At 63.7% G+C, this 5,878-nt stretch carries 4 protein-coding genes; 1 reads left to right on the top strand and 3 read right to left on the bottom strand.

The features are described from left to right. On the bottom strand, positions 1-722 hold a 722-nt coding region (locus tag VN004_RS18615; RefSeq protein WP_325613237.1), incomplete at its 3' end, for a Bug family tripartite tricarboxylate transporter substrate binding protein. Between the two features lie 183 nt (positions 723-905). Between VN004_RS18615 and glsA the strand changes: the two genes are divergently transcribed. Then, a complete protein-coding gene (glsA, locus tag VN004_RS18610) occupies positions 906-2,753 on the top strand; it encodes a glutaminase A (protein WP_325613235.1) in 1,848 nt (615 codons plus the stop codon). A gap of 91 nt (positions 2,754-2,844) precedes the next feature. Here glsA and VN004_RS18605 read toward each other — a convergent pair whose 3' ends face one another. Both VN004_RS18605 and VN004_RS18600 read right to left on the bottom strand, forming a co-directional pair. Beyond that, positions 2,845-3,447, bottom strand: a complete 603-nt coding sequence (locus VN004_RS18605) for an SET domain-containing protein (RefSeq protein WP_325613232.1) — start codon at positions 3,445-3,447, stop codon at positions 2,845-2,847. Positions 3,448-3,635: 188 nt separating this feature from the next. Further along, positions 3,636-5,279 carry a fumarate hydratase gene (locus VN004_RS18600; RefSeq protein ID WP_325613229.1) on the bottom strand — a complete coding sequence of 548 codons (1,644 nt, stop codon included), beginning with the start codon at positions 5,277-5,279 and terminating at the stop codon, positions 3,636-3,638. Between the last annotated feature and the right edge of the window lie 599 nt (positions 5,280-5,878).

The raw sequence follows: 5,878 nt of genomic DNA, 5'->3' as shown, positions 1-5,878 counted from the left end.
GTCGGCACGTCCGGGAGCACCGCAAGGCGCCTTGGCGACGACACCGCGAGCGCGCGCAGCTTACCGTCCGCGATGAGCGGGAGGGACGTCGGCAGGTTGTCGAACATGATGTTGATCTGCCCGCCCACCGCATCGTTCAGTGCGGGGCCGACGCCGCGATACGGCACGTGAATGATGTCGGTGCCAGTCGCGAGCTTGAACTGTTCGCCCATCAGATGGCTGACCGAGCCGTTGCCCGCCGATCCATAGGTCAGCTTGCCCGGCTGCGCCTTGGCGAGTGCGACGAGCTCCGCCACCGTCTTTGCCGGCACTGTCGGATTGAGCGTGATGACATTCGGCACCTGCGCGATCAGGCCGATCGGCGCAAGGCCGTCGATCACATCATAGGGCAGCGACTTGTAGGCGGCCGGATTGATCGCGAGCGTCGAAGCTGTGCCCATGCCGATGGTGTAGCCGTCGGGCGCAGCCTTTGCCATTGCCGCGGTCCCGATCGAGCCGCCTGCCCCGCCGCGATTGTCGATCACCAGCGTCTGCCCGAGCGGGTCGCGCATGGCCTCCGCGACGACGCGCGCGATCACGTCGGTGGAGCCGCCCGCCGCGAATGGCACGATCAGCGTGATCGGGCGCGAGGGGTAACGATCCTGTGCTGCGGCGCTGGCGGCAAGCAGCGTCGCAAGACTTGCGACGAGGAAAAGACAACGAAAAAGACCACGAACCAGCACAGGGCAATCCCCTCTTCACCGAACCGCCTGGAAGGAAGAGGTCGCGCATCCGCGCGGCCCCCGGTCGCGTCAGTGTGAGTTTGGCGGCGGCTTCCCTCGCCGCCCGTCAGGTGTCAAACAATACGACAACAGGCATCCAATTGCATGGATGCTGCGGCCTTTCCGTTCGCACGATACCGCACGATGAACCCCGCAGTCCCGGTTGCCGCCCGCCACGCCAACGCGTCCGCCCGGACGCCCCTTCAGGAATTTCTGGAGCAGGCCCATGCCCGGTTTGGCGACGACTTTTCCGGCACGGTCGCCAATTACATCCCGGAACTGAGCAAGGCCGATCCGGCTCATTTCGGGGCCGCGATCGCGACCATCGACGGCCATATCTACGAAGTCGGCGACGCGCTCTTTCCCTTTACGATCCAGTCCGTGTCCAAGGCTTTCGTGTTCGGGCTTGCGCTCGACCTTTTGGGCGAGGATCGCGTCACATCCTCCGTTGGAGTCGAGCCGAGCGGCGAGGCCTTCAACTCCATCCGGCTGAACGCGCAGAACCAACCGTTCAACCCGATGGTCAATGCCGGCGCCATCGCCTGTTCGGGGATGATCTATCACGCCAAGGGCTCCGACGCCTTCGAGTGCATCCGCACGCTCCATAGCCGCTTTGCCGGGCGGGAGCTTGGCGTCGATGACTCCGTCTACCAGTCCGAGGCCACGACCGGCGACCGCAACCGCGCCATCGGCTGGATGCTGCGCAATTACGGCATTGTGAAAGATAATGTCGATGCGGTGCTGGACGTCTATTTCCGGCAATGCGCGATCCTCGTCACCGCCCGCGACCTTGCGGTTATGGCTGCGACACTTGCCAACAGCGGGGTCAACCCCTTGACCGGCGAACAGGTGCTGTCGCCGCACGCGGTGGCGCGCACCCTGTCCGTCATGACCTCGTCGGGCATGTACGATTATGCCGGCGAATGGATCTACCGCGTGGGCATGCCGGCCAAGAGCGGCGTCGGCGGCGGCATCGTCGGCGTGCTCCCAGCACAGATCGGACTTGGTACCTATTCGCCACTGCTCGACGAGCACGGCAATTCCGCGCGCGGCCTGCGGCTTTGCGAGGCGCTGTCGGCGCATTTTGACCTGCATGTGCTGAACCGCGCCAACGACGTGCGCAGCTGCGTCGTCGCCGACTACGATGTCGGCCGGCTGCAGCGGCGCGGCCGCCAGCCCCACGAGCAAAGGCTGCTCGACGACCACACCTCCGCCATTCGCATCCTGGAACTGACCGGTACGCTGGCCTTTTCCAATGTTGACTACGTCGCTCGCCGTGTCCTGTCGGCCGATTCAGGGCTCTTCACGGTGTTCGACCTGCGCCGCGTGCCGCAGATGACAGGCGCCGCGGCGCGGATGCTGGCCGACCTGCTCGACGGGCTCGCGGGCAACGGCATGCGCCCGATCCTCGCCGGCGTCGAGCGCGAGTCGCGGCATTTCCAGCAACTGAGCGCCTTCCTCGCCGATGCCGGCACGGTCCGCACCTTCACCTTGCTCGACGAAGCCATCGAATGGGCCGAGGACCAGGTGATCTTCCGGTATGGCGGCTTCAGCCAGATCGTCGAAGTCCCGCTGGCCGAACAGGAATTGCTGACGGGCATGTCCGCAGACGACCTCGCCGAATTGCAGGGCCTGTGCGAGGCGAAAAGCTATCACCCCGGTGAACACATCGTGGCCCGCGGCGATCCTTCGGATTCAGTGTATTTCCTGCAACGAGGCATGGTGAGCGTTAAGCTTGAGGACGGCGTACGGCTGGCGACGCTCGTTCCCGGCACCGCCTTCGGGGAACTCGCCCTCATCGGCGGACCGCGCAGCGCAGACGTGTTTGCCGACAATTCGGTGCTGTGTCAGCGCGTGCCGCTCGATGCCTTCGATGATTTCCGTGCCCGCCGTCCGGCCGCGGCCGAGGTCATCGTGCGAAACCTGGCGAAGCTTCTGGCGCACCGGCTGCTGCAGGCGAACACCAAGATCGATCTGCTGAGCGCGAATTGACGGGCTGATCGTCCCCGCAACAGGGAGTGATGACCCCCATGTCGGGATATGGCCCGCGGCTTTCGCGGGGCCCGACGCTCAGGTCGGCGTCCTACTTCCGCTTCCTGGCCCTGGTAGCCTTGGTAGCCTTGGTAGCCTTGGTAGCCTTGCTCGTTTTGGTGGCCTTGCTCGTCTTGCCGGCTTTCGTAGCGCCGACCTTGCCGCGCTTGACCTGCGGCTTCTTGCCGGCAAGCGCCGCCCGGCGTTCCGCGCGCAGCTTCTTGGCCCGCGCCTCGGCCCGCTCCGCCGCGCGCTTTTCGAGGCACTTGTCGCACTTGCAGCCCACCGGCTTCAGGAAGATGTCGAAATAATCCTTGCCGTAATCGTAGGTGATCTCCTCGCCCGGCTTGATCTTGCGGCGCGCGGTGATGATGACCTTGTGGCCCTTCACGTCGCTTTCGGCGTTGGGCCGGCAGGAATGATTGAAGTAGCGCGCGAGGTTCCGCCTGTTGGAGCCGTCGATGGTCCAGCGCGAATTGACCTCGAACATGTAGCGGTTGTCGCGCTTTTCGGCTTCCTCATTGCTGAGGAGCTGACCGCGATAGGTGTCGATCAGCTCGTTCTTCTGGATCTCTCGGGTGGCAAAGCACCCAAGCCCGGTACGGGAACGGCCGATGCGATAGGCGCGACGGAACGGCTTGCGGGCACGGAGCATGTGATACGACAGAATCGATGAAGCTTCTGCGCCAAGGCATAAGCAAATGCCACGCCAATTTCAATTGGGCTAAGCGCAAGTCCCCAAGCGGCACGCAAACCCATCCGCCCCTCGTCCCCGCGAAAGCGCGAACCCACGCTTTGCGGTGGTTTCACGCCTTGGCGGGAATAAGCAGAGGGCTGAGGCGCCTACCCCAGATTCAGCGACTGGAAGAAATCGTTGCCCTTGTCGTCGATGATGATGAAGGCGGGGAAATTCTCCACCTCGATCCGCCAGATTGCTTCCATGCCGAGCTCATGGAATTCGATGGTCTCGACCTTCTTGATGCAATGCTCGGCAAGGTTCGCGGCCGCCCCGCCGATCGAGCCGAGATAGAAGCCGCCATGCTTCTTGCAGGCTTCGCGCACCGCGGCCGAGCGATTGCCCTTGGACACCATGACGAGGGAACCGCCCGCGGTCTGGAACTGGTCGATATAGTCATCCATCCGGCCGGCCGTGGTCGGGCCGAACGAGCCGGAGGCATAGCCCTTCGGCGTCTTGGCCGGGCCGGCATAGTAGATCGGATGGTTCTTGAAATAGTCCGGCAGGCCCTTGCCCTGCTCCAGCCGCTCGCGCAGCTTGCCGTGCGCGAGGTCACGCGCGACGATCATGGTGCCGGTGAGCGAGAGCCGCGTCTTGATCGGATATTGCGACAGGGTCTTGCGGATCTGATCCATCGGCTGGTTCAGGTCGATCTGCACCACCGCGCCGCCGAGCCTCGCTTCGTCGATCTCCGGCAGATATCTCGCCGGATCGTGCTCGAGCTGCTCCAGGAACACGCCGTCTTTGGTGATCTTGCCCACCGCCTGGCGGTCGGCCGAGCACGACACGCCGAGCCCGATCGGCAGCGAAGCGCCGTGGCGCGGCAGGCGGATCACCCGCACGTCGTGGCAGAAATACTTGCCGCCGAATTGCGCGCCGACGCCCAGCGACTGCGTCATCTTCAGGATTTCCTGCTCCATCTCGAGGTCGCGGAAGGCGTGGCCATCCTCCGAGCCCTTGGTCGGCAGGGTGTCGTAATAGCGGCAGGAGGCGAGCTTCACCGTCTTCAGGTTCAGTTCGGCCGAGGTGCCGCCGATCACGATCGCAAGGTGATAGGGCGGGCACGCCGCGGTGCCGAGCGTCAGCACCTTCTCTTTCAAGAAGGCGAGCAGCCGGTCGCGGGTCAGGATCGAGGGCGTCGCCTGGAACAGGAAGGTCTTGTTGGCCGAACCGCCGCCCTTGGCGATAAACAGGAACTTGTATTCGTCGTCGCCGTCGGCATAGAGCTCGACCTGCGCCGGCATGTTGTTCTTCGTATTGGTCTCCTCGAACATCGACAACGGCGCGAGCTGCGAATAGCGCAGGTTCTTTTTCAGGTAGGAATCGCGCGCGCCCTCGGCGAGCGCGGCCTCGTCGTCGCCCTCGACGAACACGTTGCGCCCGCGCTTGCCCATGATGATGCAGGTGCCGGTGTCCTGGCACATCGGCAGCGTGCCGCCCGCCGCGATATTGGCGTTCTTCAGGAAATCGAAGGCGACGAACTTGTCGTTGTCGGAGGCCTCGGGGTCCTCGAGGATCTTGCGCAGCTGCTGCAGATGGCCCGGGCGCAGGTAATGGTTGATGTCGTTATAGGCCTCTTCCGCGAGCGCCTTGAGCGCCGACGCCGGCACCACGAGGACGTCGCGGCCGAGCACCTTTTCGGTGCGCACCCCCGGCACATCCAGCTTGCGGTAGGGCGTGTTGTCCTTGCCGAGCGGGAACAGCGGGGTGTGCCTGTATGCTGGGATCGGCGGGGTGACGGGGGCGTTCATGGGCTAAAACTCGCGATTTTGGCCGCTAACAGCGGTTTTCGCGGGCGTTTTAGAGGGTTTCGAAACAGAGGGGAAGCCGCCCGTCCAATCCGGTTTTGGATTGTCATTAGGCCGATCCGCTCGATCTTTCCGAGAGCGAAGGATGGGTTGAGCGTAGCGTAGCGAAACCCGTCGTATCGAATCTTGCGGCATGCGACGAAACAATCCAGCTCGGTCGCATGCGGCTACTCCATCGCAGCAACATTGATTGCTTAGAACCTTATTCAGGCGAGGTCTCACAGCACCAGCGCAGAACAAATTTTGCGACCTACCGCCGCGCTTTCGCAAACCTCACGATCATTCTTCTGACGCCGTCGCAGAAGCCCGCGCGCAAAGCGCGGCGATATGCTCAAATCACAGGTGCTGATTCGTATAATGCCGGCCGCGTTGGCCCCTGCCCCGGAAATCGGCGTGGCGCGAGGCTCTTTCGGCCGGACAGAGCAACTGCAGCTGAGGGAGCATTCCCATGCGAATGGTTGCGGGTTATCTTGTCGCGCTTTTGCTCGTTGCAGCCTATGACCACGTCGCACATGGCGGCCGCTATCGGACCGGTGTCAGCA

Source organism: Pseudorhodoplanes sp., from assembly GCF_035565855.1.
GTDB lineage: Bacteria > Pseudomonadota > Alphaproteobacteria > Rhizobiales > Xanthobacteraceae > Pseudorhodoplanes.
The sequence above is the reverse complement of the archived record's forward strand: the minus strand, read 5'-3'. Positions and strand labels throughout refer to the sequence as shown.

Coding starts and splice junctions, on each gene's coding strand:
- VN004_RS18600 (WP_325613229.1), bottom strand. CDS start 5,279: ATGAACGCCCCCGTCACCCCGCCGATCCCAGCATACAGGCACACCCCG.
- glsA (WP_325613235.1), top strand. CDS start 906: ATGAACCCCGCAGTCCCGGTTGCCGCCCGCCACGCCAACGCGTCCGCC.
- VN004_RS18605 (WP_325613232.1), bottom strand. CDS start 3,447: ATGCTCCGTGCCCGCAAGCCGTTCCGTCGCGCCTATCGCATCGGCCGT.